General features: G+C 65.0%; 16 protein-coding genes and 1 other RNA gene. 12 read left to right on the top strand and 5 right to left on the bottom strand.

What is annotated here, in order from left to right; all coding sequences use genetic code 11:
• Positions 1 to 13: 13 nt before the first annotated feature.
• Complete coding sequence (locus CYU59_RS16245) at positions 14 to 1585, top strand: bifunctional 3-(3-hydroxy-phenyl)propionate/3-hydroxycinnamic acid hydroxylase (RefSeq protein ID WP_292991470.1); 1572 nt, start codon at positions 14 to 16, stop codon at positions 1583 to 1585.
• 8 nt (positions 1586 to 1593) lie between these two features.
• Complete coding sequence (locus tag CYU59_RS16240; protein WP_292991468.1) at positions 1594 to 2799, top strand: cytochrome P450; 1206 nt, start codon at positions 1594 to 1596, stop codon at positions 2797 to 2799.
• 11 nt (positions 2800 to 2810) lie between these two features.
• Here CYU59_RS16240 and CYU59_RS16235 read toward each other — a convergent pair whose 3' ends face one another.
• From CYU59_RS16235 to hisN, 3 genes are all read right to left on the bottom strand, one after another.
• Positions 2811 to 4019, bottom strand: coding sequence for an acyl-CoA dehydrogenase family protein (locus CYU59_RS16235; RefSeq protein WP_292991459.1), 1209 nt, complete (start codon positions 4017 to 4019; stop codon positions 2811 to 2813).
• Positions 4020 to 4064: 45 nt separating this feature from the next.
• Positions 4065 to 5486 (bottom strand): acyl-CoA dehydrogenase family protein, encoded by a 1422-nt coding sequence (locus tag CYU59_RS16230; protein ID WP_292991456.1) that lies wholly within the window; start codon positions 5484 to 5486, stop codon positions 4065 to 4067.
• Positions 5487 to 5579: 93 nt separating this feature from the next.
• Entirely contained in the window at positions 5580 to 6362 is a 783-nt protein-coding gene (gene hisN / locus CYU59_RS16225; RefSeq protein WP_292991453.1) for a histidinol-phosphatase, read from the bottom strand.
• Between the two features lie 147 nt (positions 6363 to 6509).
• Between hisN and CYU59_RS16220 the strand changes: the two genes are divergently transcribed.
• Together CYU59_RS16220 and CYU59_RS16215 are read left to right on the top strand one after the other, a co-directional pair.
• Positions 6510 to 8159, top strand: a complete 1650-nt coding sequence (locus CYU59_RS16220) for an NAD-dependent malic enzyme (RefSeq protein ID WP_292991451.1) — start codon at positions 6510 to 6512, stop codon at positions 8157 to 8159.
• A 39-nt stretch (positions 8160 to 8198) separates the two neighbouring features.
• Positions 8199 to 8528, top strand: a complete 330-nt coding sequence (locus tag CYU59_RS16215; RefSeq protein ID WP_292991448.1) for a hypothetical protein — start codon at positions 8199 to 8201, stop codon at positions 8526 to 8528.
• A gap of 4 nt (positions 8529 to 8532) precedes the next feature.
• Here CYU59_RS16215 and CYU59_RS16210 read toward each other — a convergent pair whose 3' ends face one another.
• The gene (locus CYU59_RS16210) at positions 8533 to 9894 is read right to left on the bottom strand and encodes an FAD-dependent oxidoreductase (protein WP_292991446.1); all 1362 of its coding nucleotides are present in this window, start codon (positions 9892 to 9894) and stop codon (positions 8533 to 8535) included.
• An 87-nt stretch (positions 9895 to 9981) separates the two neighbouring features.
• On the opposite strand from CYU59_RS16210, the gene prfB reads away from it, so the two are divergent.
• From prfB to ssrA, 8 genes are all read left to right on the top strand, one after another.
• Positions 9982 to 11094 (top strand): peptide chain release factor 2, encoded by a 1113-nt coding sequence (prfB, locus tag CYU59_RS16205; RefSeq protein ID WP_292991444.1) that lies wholly within the window; start codon positions 9982 to 9984, stop codon positions 11092 to 11094.
• The gene (locus CYU59_RS16200) at positions 11084 to 12064 is read left to right on the top strand and encodes a mechanosensitive ion channel family protein (RefSeq protein WP_292991442.1); all 981 of its coding nucleotides are present in this window, start codon (positions 11084 to 11086) and stop codon (positions 12062 to 12064) included. Before prfB ends, CYU59_RS16200 begins: the two co-directional genes overlap by 11 nt.
• A complete protein-coding gene (locus CYU59_RS16195) occupies positions 12064 to 12531 on the top strand; it encodes a hypothetical protein (RefSeq protein ID WP_292991440.1) in 468 nt (155 codons plus the stop codon). The genes CYU59_RS16200 and CYU59_RS16195 overlap by 1 nt, the downstream gene beginning before the upstream one ends.
• Before the next feature lie 73 nt (positions 12532 to 12604).
• Entirely contained in the window at positions 12605 to 13294 is a 690-nt protein-coding gene (gene ftsE, locus CYU59_RS16190) for a cell division ATP-binding protein FtsE (RefSeq protein ID WP_292991846.1), read from the top strand.
• Positions 13295 to 14188 (top strand): permease-like cell division protein FtsX, encoded by an 894-nt coding sequence (gene ftsX / locus CYU59_RS16185; protein WP_292991438.1) that lies wholly within the window; start codon positions 13295 to 13297, stop codon positions 14186 to 14188.
• 2 nt (positions 14189 to 14190) lie between these two features.
• Positions 14191 to 14682, top strand: a complete 492-nt coding sequence (gene smpB, locus CYU59_RS16180; RefSeq protein WP_292991435.1) for an SsrA-binding protein SmpB — start codon at positions 14191 to 14193, stop codon at positions 14680 to 14682.
• Positions 14683 to 14777: 95 nt separating this feature from the next.
• On the top strand, positions 14778 to 15524 hold the full coding sequence (locus CYU59_RS16175) for an EamA family transporter (RefSeq protein WP_292991433.1): 747 nt from the start codon (positions 14778 to 14780) through the stop codon (positions 15522 to 15524).
• 103 nt (positions 15525 to 15627) lie between these two features.
• Positions 15628 to 15996: a transfer-messenger RNA gene (ssrA, locus tag CYU59_RS16170) on the top strand.
• Positions 15997 to 16323: 327 nt separating this feature from the next.
• On the opposite strand, the gene CYU59_RS16165 is transcribed toward ssrA, so the two are convergent.
• Positions 16324 to 16977 carry a hypothetical protein gene (locus CYU59_RS16165; RefSeq protein WP_292991431.1) on the bottom strand — a complete coding sequence of 218 codons (654 nt, stop codon included), beginning with the start codon at positions 16975 to 16977 and terminating at the stop codon, positions 16324 to 16326.
• Between the last annotated feature and the right edge of the window lie 30 nt (positions 16978 to 17007).

The following is a 17007-nucleotide window of genomic DNA, read 5'->3' as shown; positions in this document are numbered from 1 at the left end:
ACGTCGGAACCCCATGACCGTCATCGCTGAGGCGTCCGTGCCGGTACTTGTCGTCGGCGCTGGTCCGACCGGGATCACTGCGGCGACCCTGCTGGCCCAGTACGGGATTCGATGCCTGGTGCTGGACCGCTATGCGAGTGCATATCCGCAGCCGCGAGCCGTACACCTCGACGACGAAGTCCACCGCATCATCGCCCGTCTCGGTGTCAGTGCGGAATTCTCGGCGATCTCCCGGCCGGCGATGGGACTGCGGCTGCTGGACCACGATTTCCGCCTGCTGGCCGAGTTCCGGCGCGATGCCGACGACAGTGTCCACGGCTACCCCCAGGCGAACATGTTCGACCAGCCGGAACTGGAGGCCCTCCTGCGGGCGAATCTCAAGAACTACCCGGCAGTCGAATTGCGCGGCGATGTCGACGTCACCGACATCAGACAGCTCGACCACAACCGCGCCCGGGTCACATTCACCGACCGCTCGACCGGGGCGCGGCATCAGGTCGAAGCCGACTACGTCCTGGGTTGCGATGGCGCCAACAGCATTACCCGTACCTCGATCGGCGCCCAGATGGACGACCTCGGTTTCGAGCAGCGCTGGTTGGTCGCCGACGTCGTGACCGACGCCGAGTTGGACCAGTGGGACGGCGTGCACCAGGTTTGCGACCCCGTGCGCGCCGCAACCTATATGAGGATCGGTCCGACCCGCTACCGGTGGGAGTTCCGACTGCTGCCCGGAGAGAGCGTCGACGACTACCGGACGCCGACGGCGCTGCGGCGGTTGATCGGGCCGTGGGTGGACGGCGTCGACGACGAGCGACTCGACGTCGTGCGCGTCGCCGAGTACACGTTCCGTGCTCAGCTGGCCGACCGGTGGCGTGACCGCAACGTCTTCATCCTTGGCGACGCCGTTCACCTGACCCCGCCGTTCATCGGGCAGGGCATGGGGAGCGGTATGCGTGACGCAATGAACCTGGCCTGGAAACTGGCCGCCGTGATCAACAACGTCCTTCCGGCCGGTGTCTTGGACACTTACGAGTCGGAGCGAAAACCGCATGCGCGCTTGATGATTCGCCTGGCCCTGGGGATGGGCTGGGCGATGACCGCCGGAGGCCGGCTCGGCAACGTGATCCGCCGATCGCTGGCGCCGCGGCTGCACGTGATTCCCGGCCTGCGTACCAGGCTGGTCGACAGCAGCACACCGCCGTTGCGCCGCTCCGCGCTGATCGTCAAATCGTGGCGACCACACGGGTTGGCCGGCACCTTGTGTCCAAATCCCGTCATCGACGACGCGGTACGGCTGGACGCCCGACTGGGTAATGGATTCGCACTCGTCACCGTCAAGCCGCTGGAGCCGTCGCTGAGGCAGGAGCTGCAGCTGCGGGGCGCCACAGTCATCACCGCGCAACCGGGAACCGAATTGGCGCAGTGGTTGCACGGCGGTCGAGCGCTGGCCGCCGTCGTCCGGCCCGATCGAACCGTCATGCAGGCCGGCGCCCGTCTACGGCCCCTCTGCGACGCAATACCGCGGCTCGCGGCCAACGAACTGCCACGTCAGCCAATGTCGGTCCGCACCGCCGAGAAGAGATGAGCGCACGTATGCCAGGATCATCGAAGTACCGGCCAGTCAAGGGAATTCCGCGTTATAGGCCCGATATCTATGCGTCCGACGCCATTGTCGACCCCTACCCGCACTACGCGCGGCTGCGCGAACTCGGATCAATGGTGTGGCTGCCCAAGCAGCGGGTCTACGCACTGCCCCGATTCGCCGAGTGCAAGGCCGTGCTGCGGGACGACAAAACGTTCGTCTCCGACGGCGGGGTAGCGCTCAACCCCATCAGCAATCGGCTCTCCCGTGGCACGACGTTGGGAAGCGATGGGGCAGAACATAATCGGCGGCGCAAACTGGTCGCGCACCGCATGCTGCCGCGCGCACTGGGAGCCATCAGTGCCACCGTGTCCGAGCAGGCGGCCCAAGTCGTCGATGCCGCCATCACCAAGGGTGATGTGGACGGCGTTGCCGATCTCGCAACCGCGTTGCCGCTGGCGGTCGTACCCGACCTGGTCGGGTGGCCGCGCGACCAGCGTGACCACCTATTGGCCTGGGCCGGAGCGACATTCGACGTTCTCGGTCCGCTCAACGGCCAGTGGCTCAAAGCCTCGAGGTCGAGTGTGCAAATGCTGCGTTTCGCCCGACGCGTGGTGCGCCGGCGCAGCGTGATCGAGGGCAGCCTGGGCCACGATGTGCTGATCGCGGCCGACGAGGGAAAGCTGCGACACCGCGAATGCCCGCCGCTGATGGTCGATTACATCGCTCCGTCCCTGGACACCACGATCAGTGCCATCTCCAGCGCGCTGCATCTGTTCGCGACGTTTCCGGAGCAATGGGAGATCCTCAAAGCCGATCAGGACCTGATCCCCAACGCCGTCAACGAAGTCATCCGATACGAGTCGCCGTTGCGCGGGTTCGGGCGAAAGGCCGCCCGTGAAGCCCCAATCGGCGATGCGACGATTCCGGCGGGCTCGCGTGTCCTGGTGCTCTACGCGTCGGCGAACCGCGACGAACGCGAATGGGACCGCGCGGATGACTTCGACATCCGTCGCGACGCCGGCCGGCAGCTCGGCTTCGGTCACGGCGCGCACGCCTGCGCGGGGCAGGGGCTGGCTCGGCTGGAGACCGAGGCCATGCTGCGGGCGTTGACGGAGCGCGTCGACCGGATCGAGCTGACCTCGTCACCAACGTGGGCGATCAACAACATCATTCGGCGCCACGAACGGCTGCCGCTCAAGCTGATTGCCGCCTGAGCGGCGGCGAACTACTTCAGCTCGGAGGACGACAGACCGAGCAGGCGGCGGGCGACCACCAGCTGCTGGATCTGCTGGGTGCCCTCGAAGATGTCCATGATCTTCGAGTCGCGCGCCCACTTCTCCAACAGGGTGTCTTCCGAATAGCCGATGGTGCCAGCCAATTCGACCGCCTTGAGGGTGATGTCGCTGCCCACTCGGCCGGCCTTCGCCTTCGACATCGACGCCTCTTTAGAGTTCGGGATGTTGTTGTCGGCCTGCCAGGCGGCGCGCAGCGTCAGCTGATAGCTGGACTCCCACTCGGCTTCCATCCGGATGAACTCGGCCGCAGCGGCACTCTGCACCTGTGCGGGCTTGTCGTAGGAGATCTCCACACCCGCGTTGGTCAGGATCTTGCGCAGCTCCTCCAGCGTGGCGCGGGCGATCCCGACGGCCATCGCGGCTACCACCGGCCGGGTGTTGTCGAAGGTCTCCATGACGCCGGAAAAGCCTTTGCCCGGCTCGATTTCGGGGTTGCCGAGCAAATTCTCTTTGGGAATGCGAGCGTTCTCGAACCGGATGGCCGCAGTGTCCGAGCCCTTGATGCCGAGCTTGTTCTCCAACCGCTCGACGGTCACCCCGGGGTGCTCACGCGGCACGATGAACGATTTGATCGCCGAGCGACCCTTAGTCTTGTCCAGCGTCGCCCACACCACGATGTGGGTGGCTCGAGAGCCGGCGGTGACGTAGATCTTCTCGCCGTTGATGACGTACTCGTCGCCGTCCAGTTTGGCGGTGGTGGACACCGCCGCCGAGTCGGATCCGAATCCCGGCTCGGTGATGGCCATTGCGGCCCACACCCGGCCCAGGCGCTCCAGCTGCTCGTTGGTGGCCACCGCGGACACGGCTGCGTTTCCGAGGCCCTGGAAGGGAATCGACAGCAGCATGGCCGCGTCGCCCCAACTGGCCTCGAGGGCCTGCAATGCCGCTGCCATGTTGGCGGCGTTGCGGTTCTCACCGTTGCTCTCGCTGCTGCGAAGACCGTTGGCGCCGGCCATATCCAGCGAGCTGGATTCGGAGACGCCGGCGAACAGCTCGGACAGCGTGTCGAGTTCGACGGGGTAGGCGTGTTCCTTGAGGTCGTACTTGCGGGCGATGGGGCGCATCATCTCGGCAGCGCCCTGGTGGGCCTTCTCGATCACCGCGCGCATCTTGCCGGGCAGTTCCAAATTGATTGCCATGATTGGTCTTTCGTTGCGTTTGGGTAGGTCCGACTCAGATGACTGCTAGATGACCACGACGCCCTCGGCGACGCCGATGGCTCGAAGGTCGCGGTACCAACGCTCGACCGGGTGCTCCTTGGTGAAGCCGTGACCACCGAGCAACTGCACACCGTCCAAGCCGATCTGCATGCCTTTGTCGGTGCCGATCTTCTTGGCCAGCGCAGCCTCGCGAACGAACGACAGACCCTGCTCGGCCCGCGCCGCTCCACGCCAGGTGATCAGCCGCAGACCGTCGAGTTCGATGGCGATGTTGGCGCACATGAACGCGACCGACTGCCGATGGGCGATGGGTTCGCCGAACGCCTCGCGTTCCTTGACGTAGGGGACGACGTAGTCGAGCACGGCGTGCGACGTGCCGACCGCCAGAGCGGCCCAGCCCAACCGCGACAGTGCGATCGCCTCGGAGTAGTTCTGGGCGTGGTCAGCTTCGGAGGCATCCTCGTCGCCGAGGCGCGCGCTGAGCGGCACCGCGACATTGTCGAGTTCCACGCGGCCGAGTGCCGCCGCGCGGATACCCATGCTCGGGTCGGGCTTTACCGTCAGGCCATCGCTACCGGATTCGACGATGAACAACGCCGGCTTGCCGTTGAGTTGGGCTGCGACGACGAACAATTCGGCGTCGGCGGCCGCGGGAACCAAGGACTTGACGCCGGTGAGCCGGTAGCCGCCCGGGGTGCGGACCGCGGTGGTCTTCAGCGCGGTCGGGTCGAACAGCGGCTGCGGTTCCGCGATGGCCACGCAGGCCTGCGGAACGTTGTCGCCGGCGAATTCCTTCAGGTAGGTCGCCTGCTGACTCGCGCTGCCCCAGTGGGTCAGTGCGGCGGCGACGCCGGCCGGCGCCAGGATCGGCAGCGCCAGGCCCATGTCGCCGTAGCCCAGCGCCTCGGCCACCAGCACATTGGTGACGCTGGAGCGCTCGGCGGCGATGCCGTCGAAGTCCTCGGGAATGTTGATCGCGGTGATCCCCAATTCCGTGGCCTGCTTGACCAGGTCCGGGGGATAGGTGGTGGCGGCGTCGGCGTCGTGCGCCGCCGGTCGCAAGATCTCCGCGGCGAACTCCTCGACCGTCTCGACGATCATCTTCTGGTCGTCGTCCGGCGTGAGGTCGTAGTAGTCCTTGCCGCTGGTCTTCAGCCGGGTCGGACCGCCGCGCAGGTTCTCGACTTTCTTGAACTGCCGGCTGGCTGCACCGGCAGCGGAGAAGACCTGCTTGGTGCCGTAGCGCAGCCCACGGTTCAGCGGGTCGCGCAGGCCGTATTTGTCCAGGAACTCCTGGCCGACGAGTGGCGTGAGCAGGCCGATCGCCACGTCGATGCCAGTGCGCTTGTGGGTTTGCTCGCCAATGGCGGACTCGTTGCCGCTGCGCTTTGCGCGCGACTTCGAGCCGTTACGCGAGCCGTTCGTGTGGGTGACAGTGTTTGTCATGAATGCAGCCTCGGTCGTTGGGGCAGTGCGATGACTGTATCTTACTCCGGAGTAAGATAGAAGGTGCCTGTTACCCAGTTCACACGTATCGGACTAGCCGGCGGACAATTTTCGCAGTACCTGCTCATGCAGCAAACCGTTGGTGGCCACCGAATTGCCACCGTGCGGGCCCTCGGTGCCGTCCAGGCTGGTGAACGTCCCGCCCGCCTCACGAACCAGGACGTCCAGCGGAGCCAGATCCCAGAGCGACACTTCTGGTTCGGCGGCGATGTCGACCGCGCCTTCGGCGACGAAGCAGTAGGACAGGAAATCGCCGAACGCCCGCACCCGCCACACCTCGTCGGTGAGCTCCAGAAATCGATCACGCAGACCGAGTTGGGTCCAGCCGGACAGGCTCGAAAACGACAGGCTGGCCGAATCTAGTTGCGCCACAGAAGACACCGATAACCGACGCGGGGCGGCGCCCCCGACGGCGACGAACGCGCCCGCGCCGGTGGCCGCCCACCAACGCCGCTGCAGCGCCGGGGCGCTCACCACGCCGACCCGGGGTACGCCGTCTTCGAGCAGCGCGATCAGACTGGCCCACACCGGGACCCCGCGCACGAAGTTCTTGGTGCCGTCGATCGGGTCGATGACCCACTGGCGCCCCGCCACGCTGGTCGACCCGCCGAACTCCTCGCCGAGGACGCTGTCGTCGGGGCGGAGCCGGGCCAGGGTTTCGCGCAGCCCGGTTTCGACCGCGTGATCGGCGTCGCTGACCGGCGTCAGGTCCGGCTTGGTGTCGACACGCAGGTCAACTGCGCCGAAACGGGCCAGCGTGACCGCGTCGGCCTGGTCGGCCAGATCCAGTGCCACCGCGAGGTCGTCGTCGCTCATGACATCAGTAAAGCTCAGTCGACGACGGTGTTTGAGCGACCCCGCACCGGTGCGTGTCGGGACCTCGCGGTTGCAGGCGAGATCAGCGATGATTCCCTATAGGCCGCATCAGGTGCCGGCCCGATCGGTGGAGAGGGGACCTCCGGGATGGTGGACGAAAAGCGTGGGCAGGCAGCTCTTTTCGATGCGTTGACAACCAAGGGTACGGCGTTCACCGAGGAGGAGCGCCGCAAGCACGGTCTGCTGGGCCTGTTGCCGACCGCGGTCAAGACGATGGACGAGCAAGTCGCGCATTGCTGGCACGAGTTCTCCACCCGACACGACGATCTGGACAAGCACATCTACCTGCGGGGGCTGCAGGACCGCAACGAGACGCTGTTCTATCGCGTGCTGGCCGACCACATCCCCGAGTCGCTGCCCATCGTTTACACGCCGACCGTCGGCGAGGCCTGCCAGCGGTTCAGCGAGATCTACCGCCGGCCGCGGGGATTGTTCGTGTCCTACCCCGACCGCGACCGATTGGACGAGGTACTGCAGAACCGGCGGCACCGCGAGGTCGACGTGATAGTGGTTACCGACGGCCAGCGCATCCTCGGTCTGGGGGACCAGGGCATCGGCGGGATGGGCATCCCGATCGGCAAGCTTTCGCTGTACACCCTCATCAGCGGCATCGATCCGGCCCGAACACTTCCGATCGTGCTGGATGTCGGCACCGACAACGTCGAACTCCTGCAAGATCCGCAGTACCTGGGCTGGCGTCACCGCCGTATCGACGACGACGAGTACTACGCGTTCATCGACAGGTTCGTCACAGCGGTGCGCCGACAACTTCCCGACGTGTTGCTCCAGTGGGAGGACTTCGCCACCGCGCACGCACAGCCGATCCTTGCCCGCTACCGCGACACGTTGTTGACCTTCAACGACGACATCCAGGGCACGGCTGCCGTCACGGTGGGAGCACTGCACGGCGCGGCGAAGGTAGCTGGCCGGCCGTTGTCAGAGCAGCAGGTCGTGATGCTGGGCGCGGGGTCAGCGGGCATCGGGGTGCTGACCATGGTCCACCGCGAGATGGTCAGCGAAGGACTGTCCGAAGAGGCTGCCCGAGAACGGATCTGGGTGGTCGACGTGGTGGGTCTGCTCACCGACGACCGGACCGACCTCTCGGATGCTCAGCGCGCTTTCGCCCAGCCCGCCGCGCGGGTGGCCGACTGGGGACTGTCCGGGCCGGCACAGCTCGCCGATGTGGTGCATCGCGTCGACGTCGGAGTTTTACTCGGGTTATCCACGGCCACAGGCGCTTTTACTGAGGCGGTCGTCCGTGAGATGGCCAGCAAGACCGAGCGGCCGATCATCTTCCCGCTCTCCAACCCGACCAGCCGCGCGGAGGCTCACCCCGCCGAGTTGGACCACTGGACCGACGGGCGCGCGTTGATCGCCACCGGATCCCCCTTCGCGCCGATTCACCGCGACGGCGTCGAATATGTTGTCGCACAATGCAACAACGTCTACATCTTCCCGGCTATGGGGCTGGCCGTCACCGCGGCGCAGGCGACCCGGGTCACCGACGAAATGATGCGGGTCGCGGCCGCCACCCTCGGTGAGGCGTCACCGGCCCTCGGTGACCCCGACCAGCCGCTGCTGCCGTCGTGGTCGGACGTCCCAGATGTCGCGGTGCGCATCGCGCAGGCCGTCGCCGAGCAGGCCGTGGCCGAAGGCGTCGCCCCGACGCGCAGCAGTGCGGAGATCGCCGAGCGGATCACGCAGGTGCACTGGCGCCCCGCATACCGTCCGGCCTGATCGAAGCGTTTTACCCAACGGCGGACCTACCATGGCGTTGTGTGGGAAATCCTCTCGGTGCTGTTGCTCATCGCGCTTATTGCAGGTTTTCTGGCGCCACGACTGCTTCGCCGGCGGCCGGGCGCGGGTTCGCTGAGCGGCACGTTGCTGATCACCGGTGTCAGTCCGCGGCCCGACGCCGCAGGTGAGCAGTACGTGACGATCACCGGCGTCATCGACGGACCGACGGTGAGCGACTACACCGTCTATCAACGGATGACGTCCGACGTCGACCGGTGGCCGTCGGTGGGGGAGTTGAAGCCGGTGGTCTACTCGCAGCGCAATCCCGACAACTGGGCCTTCGCCGCGCCGGACCAGGCGGCCGACTAAAAGGTCAGCCGTGGCCGATGTGCAGCAACTTGGCCAGGTTCGACAGCTTGACCCGCGGCCGGCCGTGCGGCTCACCGGCCGAGCGCTCGTGTTCGTCGATCGCCTTCCAGTGCGCGTCGGTGACCACTTTGGGCTGCCGTTCGATCAGCCACTCCGCGAGCTTGTCGGCGTGGTCGCTACCGAATTCGGCCAGATCCGCCGCCGCGGTGAGGTCGGCGATCAACGCGTCAACGGTGTCTTGTGAGTCCTTCTTGTTGGTTCCGATCACCCCGGACGGGCCGCGTTTGATCCAGCCGACCACGTACTGATTACTGCTGCCCTCGATCCGGCCGTCGCTGTGCGGGATGGTTCCGCTCTTCTCGTCGAACGGCAGGCCCTCGGTCGGCACGCCGCGGTACCCCACCGAGCGGACGACCAGCTGGACGGGCACCTCCTCACGCTCACCGGTGTCCTTGGCGGTCACCCGTCCGGAGTCGTCGGTGACGAGTTCGTTGTGGCCCAGCACGATCTTCTGGACCCGGTCCGTGCCGGAGATCTCGATCGGTGACGTCTGGAACCGGAACACGATCCGGCGGTGACCCGGCCGCAGCTCTTTGCCGACGTAACCCTTGAGCACCTTGATGTTCTGCCTGCACACCTTGCCGACGGCTGCGGCGTCCTCTTCGGTGATGTGCTCGAAGTCGGCGGGATCGACCACCACGTCGACGTTCTCTAGGTCCGCCAGTTCACGAAGCTCCAGCGTGGTGAAGGCGGCCTGCAGCGGACCACGGCGACCGATGACGATCACTTCCTCCACGCCACGGGGCCGCAATGACTCGAGCGCGTGGTCGGCGATATCGGTCTCCGCGAGCGCGTCCGGCTCGGTCACCAGGATCCGCGCAACGTCCAGCGCGACGTTGCCGTTGCCGACAACCACGGCTCGGGCACCGGACAGGTCGGGTGAGATTTCTTCGAAGTGTGGGTGCGCGTTGTACCAGCCGACGAAGTCGACCGCGGCGACGCTGCCCGGCAACTCCTCGCCGGGGATGTTCAACGGCCGGTCGGCCTGGGCGCCGATCGCGTAGACCACCGCGTCGTACTGCTCGGCCAGCTCGGCCGCGCTGACATGCTCACCGATGGCGACGTTGCCGAAGAACCGGAACCGCTCGTCCTCGGCGGTCTTCTCGAACTGCTTGCTGATCGATTTGATCTTGGGGTGGTCGGGTGCGACCCCGGAGCGAACCAGGCCCCACGGCGTGGGGAGCATCTCCAGCATGTCGACGGCGACGTCGAATCGGTCGTCGGAGTCGGCGGCTTTGAGCAGCGAGGCCGCGGCGAAGAATCCCGAGGGACCCGACCCGACGATTGCAACGTGGAAAGGGCGCATAGACGACGATGCTAAACGCCCACCCAATCGATGCGTGGCCAGTCGTGCCGTCTGTCTTCGAATGCCCGGCCGGTAACGTGAGCAGGCGTGGACCCCGACCGACAGGCCGATATCGCAGCACTCGACTCCACGCTGACCACGGTGGAGCGAGTGCTGGACGTCGACGGTCTGCGCAGCCGGATCGACAAGCTCGAACACGAGGCAACTGATCCCAACCTGTGGGACGACCAGGCCCGCGCGCAGCGCGTCACCAGCGAGCTCTCCCACACCCAGGGTGAGTTGCGCCGCGTCGAAGGTCTGCGTCAGCGGCTCGAGGACCTGCCTGTGCTCTACGAGCTGGCAGCCGAGGCCGGCGCCGGCGGCGCGGAGACCCAGGCCGAGGCGGACGCCGAACTGAAGGCACTGCACGCCGATATCGAGGCGATGGAAGTGCGGACGCTGCTGTCCGGCGAATACGACGAGCGGGAAGCACTGCTCAACATCCGCTCCGGTGCAGGCGGGGTGGACGCCGCGGACTGGGCCGAGATGCTGATGCGGATGTACATCCGGTGGGCCGAGCAGCACAAGTACACCGTCGAGGTGTTCGACACGTCCTACGCCGAAGAGGCCGGCATCAAGAGCGCGACGTTCGCCGTGCACGCCCCGTATGCGTACGGAACGCTCTCGGTCGAACAGGGCACCCACCGGCTGGTGCGAATCAGCCCGTTCGACAACCAGAACCGGCGTCAGACATCGTTCGCCGAAGTCGAGGTGCTGCCGGTGGTGGAAACCACCGATCACATCGAAATTCCCGAGGGTGACCTGCGGGTCGACGTGTACCGCTCCAGTGGTCCGGGCGGTCAGTCGGTGAACACCACCGACTCCGCGGTTCGCCTTACCCACATCCCGACAGGTATCGTCGTCACTTGCCAGAACGAGAAGTCCCAGCTGCAGAACAAAGTTGCAGCGATGCGGGTGCTTCAGGCAAAGTTGTTGGAACGCAAGCGTTTAGAAGAACGTGCTGAGCTCGACGCACTGAAGGGTGACGGCGGCAGCTCCTGGGGAAACCAGATGCGGTCGTACGTCCTGCACCCGTACCAGATGGTCAAAGATCTGCGGACCGAGTTCGAGGTGGGCAACCCGGCGGCCGTTCTCGACGGAGACATCGACGGATTCCTGGAAGCAGGAATCAGGTGGCGTAACAGAAAAGATGACGACTAATACAACGCTGTTAGCGACGAGCGCAGCGCAACGCTGGCACGACTTCTGGCACGGCGTACTAGGTCAGTGGATCATCACTCGCGGCTTGCGGGTGGTCATGCTGGTGATCGTCGCGATGCTGGCGGTGCGCTTCGTGACCTGGGTGACCGACCAGATCAGCCGCCAACTCGACGAGCGTTTCGTCGAGGGCGATGCCCTGGTCCGGTCGGAGTCCTCCAAACACCGGCAGGCCGTTGCCTCGGTGATCCAGTGGGTGTCGATCGTCCTGATCGCGATCTGGGGCATCGTCCAAATCGCAAGCGTCTTGAGCTTTTCGGTGTCAGGTCTGGTCGCGCCGGCCACGGTGATCGGTGCCGCGCTGGGTTTCGGCGCCCAACAGGTGGTCCGCGACATCCTGTCCGGTTTCTTCATCATCGTCGAAAAGCAGTACGGCTTCGGCGATCTCGTCACATTGACCGTCGTGTCGACGGCCGAGGCGAGCGGCACGGTGGAGAACGTGACATTGCGCGTGACCCGTCTTCGGTCGCCGAACGGTGAGGTTCTGACCGTCCCGAACGGTCAGATCATCAAGGCGGTCAACCAGTCCAAGGACTGGGCGCGCGCCGTCGTGGACATCCCCGTCTCGACCAGTGTCGACCTCAACCGGGTCAGCGAGGTGCTGCGCAACGAATGCGAGAACGCGCTCGACAATCCGATTCTCGGAGACCTCCTGCTGGACGCGCCCACCGTGATGGGCGTGGAGAGCATTCAGGTCGACACCGTCACGTTGCGGATGGTCGCCCGCACCCTGCCCGGCAAGCAGTTCGAAGCCGGCCGTCAATTGCGCGTGCTGGTTGTCCGTGGGCTGGCCCGCGCGGGAATCGTGACCGCTGCCGATGCAAGGGTCGGTGTGGTCGACGGCCCTGGCGTCGAGGTGGCTGAGGCCGAGCGAAAAGAATACGAAAAGTCCCACGAGCCGGTTCAACGCTGATGAAGCTGACACTCAACGTCCTGGAAACACCGTCCCGCAACGCCGACAAGCGGTGGCCCGCCTACATCTTCGGCGGACGGATCCGTACGTCGACGCTGGTGCTGATCGTGGCGTTCTTCGCCACCTGGTGGACCTACAACACCTACCGTCCGCACCCGCCGCCACCCGTCGCGCCGCAGGTCGTGCCGCCGGGCTACGTGCCCGACCCCAACTACACCTGGGTGCCGCGAACCCGTGTGCAGCCGCCACCGACCTATCAGGCTCCAACCACCACGCTGCCGACGACGACTGTCACGACGCCGCCTCGGACCACCTCCCCGACGACGACGACACCGCCGCCGCTGTTCACGCTGCCGCAGCTACCGCCGCCGTTCGGTCCCCCGACGACGCCCAGCCCCGCACCGCCGGGGACCACCCCCGCTCCGGCGCCCGCTCCCGGGCTGCCCGGCTTACCGGGCGTGCCCTGATGACGCGTCCTGGCTCGCCCGGGTGCCGTGTCGTCGGGACATGCGACGTTCGCGGTTAGACTGGCGACCCGTGATGATCACCCTCGACAGCGTCACCAAGCTGTACAAGTCCTCGGCGCGACCCGCGCTGGACAACGTCAATCTCAAGATCGACAAGGGTGAATTCGTCTTTCTCATCGGGCCGTCGGGCTCGGGCAAGTCGACATTCATGCGACTGCTCCTGGGCGCCGAGACCCCGACCAAAGGTGACGTGCGGGTCTCGAAATTCCACGTCAACACCCTGCCCGGGCGGCATGTGCCCAAACTCCGTCAGGTGATCGGCTGCGTGTTCCAGGACTTCCGGCTGCTGCAACAGAAAACCGTGTTCGAGAATGTCGCATTCGCCTTGGAGGTCATCGGTAAACGCGCCGACGTGATCAACCGGGTGACCCCCGACGTACTCGAGATGGTGGGATTGTCCGGCAAGGCAAGCCGGCTGCCGCATGAACTGTCCGGTGGTGAACAGCAGCGGGTGGCCATTGCGCGCGCGTTCGTCAACCGGCCGCTGATCTTGCTGGCCGACGAGCCCACCGGCAACCTCGACCCCGAGACCAGCAACGACATCATGGATTTGCTCGAACGAATCAACCGCACCGGGACCACGGTTCTGATGGCCACGCACGACCACCACATCGTCGACTCGATGCGTCAGCGCGTCGTGGAACTGTCTCTGGGCAGGCTGGTTCGCGACGAGCAGCGCGGTGTCTACGGGATGGACCGATAAGTGCGTTTCAGCTTTCTGTTCAACGAGGTCCTCACCGGCTTTCGTCGCAACGTGACGATGACCGTCGCGATGATCCTGACGACCGCCATTTCGATCGGGCTGTTCGGCGGCGGTCTGCTGGTGGTCCGGCTGGCCGACCACTCGCGGAGCATCTATCTCGATCGGGTCGAGACCCAGGTTTTCCTGACCAACGACATCTCGGCCGACGATGCGAATTGCGAGAGCCCGCAATGCAAAGCGCTGCGCGAGAAAATCGAGAAGCGTAACGACGTCAAGTCGGTGCGGTTCCTCAATCGGCAGGATGCGTACAACGACGCGATCCGCAAGATTCCCCAATTCAAGGATCTCGCGAGCAAAGACGCCTTCCCGGCCTCCTTCATCGTCAAGTTGGAGAATCCCGAGCAGCACGCCGAATTCGACGCGGCTTTGCAAGGCCAGCCCGGTGTCGACCACCTGCTCAACCAGAAGGAGCTGATCGACCGGCTCTTCGCTGTGCTCGACGGGCTGTCCAACGCCGCGTTCGCCGTCGCGCTGGTTCAGGCGATCGGTGCAATTCTGCTGATTGCCAACATGGTTCAGGTGGCTGCCTATACGCGGCGCACCGAGGTGAGCATCATGCGACTGGTTGGCGCCACCCGCTGGTACACCCAGCTGCCATTCCTGGTCGAGGCGACGGTCGCGGCGTTGTTCGGTGTGCTCATCGCCATCGTCGGGCTGATCGTCGTGCGCGCACTGTTCCTCGACAGCGCGCTCAGCCAGTTCTATCAAGCCCATCTGATCGCCAAGGTCGACTACGCGGACATCCTCTACATCTCGCCGTTGCTGCTGCTGGTCGGCGTCGCGATGGCCGGAGTGACGTCGTACGCGACGTTGCGCCTGTACGTACGGCGGTAGTGGTGGCCAAGACGCCGAACAAATCTGCGCCGGCTCGTCAGATCCTGGCGACCAACCGCAAAGCTCGGCACAACTACTCGATCTTGGACGTCTACGAGACCGGGATAGTTTTAGTCGGCACTGAAGTTAAAAGTTTGCGGGAAGGTAAAGCGTCGTTGGCCGACGCGTTCGCCACCGTCGACGACGGCGAGGTTTGGCTTCGCAACCTGCACATTCCGGAGTATCACCACGGCAGCTGGACCAACCATGCGCCGCGGAGAAACCGGAAGCTACTTCTCCACAGGCGCCAAATCGATGTACTCATCGGCAAAATCAAGGATGGTAACCTCGCGCTCGTTCCGTTGTCGCTGTATTTTTTCGAAGGAAAAGTCAAGGTGGAGCTTGCATTAGCGCGCGGTAAGCAAGCCCACGACAAGCGGCAGGACATGGCCAAGCGTGACGCCCAGCGCGAAGTGATTCGCGAATTGGGCCGGCGATCCAAGGGCATGAGCTGATCGGGGCCGCCTACGCCCAGCTCTCTGCAGTCAGCTACGGCGTCAGTGACTTTGTCGGCGGTGTAGCGTCCCGCCGGGCGGCTGGGCTGCGCGTCATGTTGGTGACCTACCCGCTCGCAACGTTGTTGCTGGGGGTGCTCGCAGTTACCTCCGGTGGCCCCATCCACCCCGGGGCGGTGCTGTGGGGTTCGCTCTACGGAATCAGCCAGGCGATCGGGGTCTATTGGTTTTACGCCGCGGTGAGCGCCGGGCCAATCTCGGTGGTCTCGCCGCTGGCCGCGGTGCTCAACGCTGCGGTGCCCGTCGCGGTCGGCGTGGCAATCGGTGAGCGACCCGGTGCCGGCGCGTCGGCGGGCGTTGTGTTGGCGATGCTCGCGGTGATCATGGTCAGCCGCGAGTCGCCCGACGACGACGACGTTCGCACCCACAAATTCACCAGCAAGGTCGCCTGGCTGACGATTGGCTCGGGTGTGGCCTTCGGGTTGGACTTTGTGCTGCTGCACGAGGCCCCGGTGGCATGCCGGATGTGGCCGCTGTTCTTCGCCCGCGCCGCAGCCACTGTCCTGGTGGTCACGGTGGCGGCGGCCAGCAAGAATCTCGCCTTGCCGTCCCGAACGCCGTTGCGGCTGGCGCTGCTGGCGGCGTTGCTCGACACCTGTGCCAACGTCAGCATGTTGCTGGCAATTCAGAAGTGGATGCTGTCGCTGGCCAGCATCTTGATCTCGCTGTATCCGGCGACGACCGTCGTCCTGGCGATCATTGTGCTGCGTGAGCGGCTCACCCGCTGGCAGGCGTTCGGCATGTTGTTGGCCGCCGTGTCGGTGGGAATGATCGCCGCCTGAGTGATCTACGAATTCGTTACCCGATCAGGGATGAACGCGGCCTGATCTGCGGTTGAAAAGCGCGTACTATGAGTTGTCTTGCCGGAATTCGGCAGGGGTGCGAGGGGCTGAACGGTTTCGACTTCGCGCATCGAATCAAGGGAAGCGTGCCGGTGCAGGCAAGAGACCACCGTAAGCGTCGCTGCAACCATATAAGCGCCGATTCACATCAGCGCGACTACGCACTCGCTGCCTAAGCGACTGCGTGTCTGTCAGACCGGGAGCGCCCTCGGCCCGGACCCTGGCATCAGCTAGAGGGACAAACCTACGGGTTCGGTCGCGGGACCCGTGGGGACATCAAACAGCGACTGGGATCGTCATCTCGGCTTGTTCGCGTGACCGAGAGATCCGAGTAGAGACATAGCGGACTGCGCACGGAGAAGTCTTGAGGGAATGCCGTAGGACCCGGGTTCGATTCCCGGCAGCTCCACCTAAAAGAAGCTGGTCAGGGCCAGAAGCTCTGGCCAGTTTTCTTTTTGCGTCAACACGTCAGTGTGTTACTTCGTCGAGACCGTTCGTGCTCGACGTCTCGGTCATCGCCTCGACCACCCTGTTCGGCCGGCCAGTCGTCCGGTGCTGGGAGCAGTGTGCCGCCGGCGAGTTCCGACGCCGCCAACCCCTCCGCGACCCGGCTGATCGAGCCGACCTCTGCGCTGATCCAGGTGCGGTAACCGACACCGCATTGCTCGAACCGTAGTGCCCTCAAATAGGTTGTAGGAGAACGAAATTGAGGTTTTCCAGAACCAACCTGCGATTGACGTCAGATCGAGATACCGCTGAGGTCGGCTAGCCCGCCGAGGTCGGCGAGATCTGCTGACATTGCGGTTGCGGCGGGAGTGTCGATGATGGGCAACCATGTGTTGAAGAAGTCCAGCTCATCGATCGTGCCGGTCGGCCCGGTGGAAAAATAGTTGCCGAACTGGCCGAAGAACTCAACGATATTGGCCGAGGTCCCGTCCGGGCTCGTCATCGAGTTATCGACGAAGGCCAATTGTGCGGGACCAGGCAGCGCTGCTGATCCGAGAGCGATTCCGTTCCACTCGGTTCCGACAGCAGGCGCGTTTCCTGTGCTGTCGGTGACTACCTGCGAATCGGAGCTGAACGCGATGAGCGGGAGCAAACCGATGACCCCACTGGTGTCTTTGGTGTCGTAGGCCCCAGAAACGGTGGCCCCGTCTGAGATGGTGTAGGGCAGGATCTGCTCGTAGAAGTTGTAAACGTAAGGAATCGACGACGACTCGATCGTCGTCGTCGGGTCGCCCATCGAGCCGGGTGGCCCGAAATCCAACAGCGACGGCGTGGGGAGCGGGTCGTCAGTGGCGAAAGCCGTCGGACTGCTGAGGAACATCGCGCCCAGAACACCGACACCGACGGCGCCGATGACTCCCGCCCACGAACGAACACGTTGACCCATTTCCTGATCCCCTTACCATCGGTCCGCGAA

The organism is Mycobacterium sp. (assembly GCF_002863225.1).
Taxonomy (GTDB): domain Bacteria; phylum Actinomycetota; class Actinomycetes; order Mycobacteriales; family Mycobacteriaceae; genus Mycobacterium.
Note: the sequence above shows the minus strand (reverse complement) of the source record. Positions and strands in the feature narration are given on the sequence as shown.